Source organism: Thalassotalea sp. G20_0, from assembly GCF_017744175.1.
Classification (GTDB): domain Bacteria; phylum Pseudomonadota; class Gammaproteobacteria; order Pseudomonadales; family Endozoicomonadaceae; genus Endozoicomonas.
In genome coordinates this window covers 1-507 of the sequence record NZ_JAGHQV010000552.1, presented here as the reverse complement: position 1 = coordinate 507, position 507 = coordinate 1, and the positions used below count along the sequence as shown (strand labels likewise).

Below are 507 nucleotides of genomic sequence, written 5' to 3'. Positions count from 1 at the left end.
ACGCTCAAGCTACCGCCAACCTGCTGTGGGCCGTGGCGAAACTGGTGGATAACGGGTTGGAGCTGGAGAAGACACCGAAACTCAAAGAGACTGTCACCACCCTGCTGCCTCATGTGACAACCAAAGCCGAATCAAAAGAAGAGAAAGACCACTTTATTCCTCAGCATATCGCCAACCTGTTGTGGGCTGTGGCGAAACTGGTGGACAACGGGCTGGAGCTGGAGAAGACACCGAAACTCAAAGAGACTGTGACCACCCTGCTGCCTCATGTGAAGAGCAAAGCCGAATCAAAAGAAGAGAAAGACCACTTCAATTCACAGGGAGTCGCCAACCTGCTGTGGGCGCTGGTGAAACTGGTTGACCTGGAGAACACACCGAAGCTCAATGAGGTCGTGGCCGCACTGTTGCCCCATGTGAAAACCAAAGCCGAATCAAAAGAAGAGAAAGACCACTTCAACCCGCAGGAAGTCGCCAACCTGCTGTGGGCCGTGGCGAAACTTGTGGATA

At 53.3% G+C, this 507-nt stretch carries 1 protein-coding gene; it reads left to right on the top strand.

The genetic code is table 11. The annotated features are described in order from the left end of the window. Positions 1-507 (top strand): DUF1601 domain-containing protein (locus tag J7438_RS27510; protein ID WP_209279181.1); only part of this gene is annotated, 507 nt, incomplete at both ends.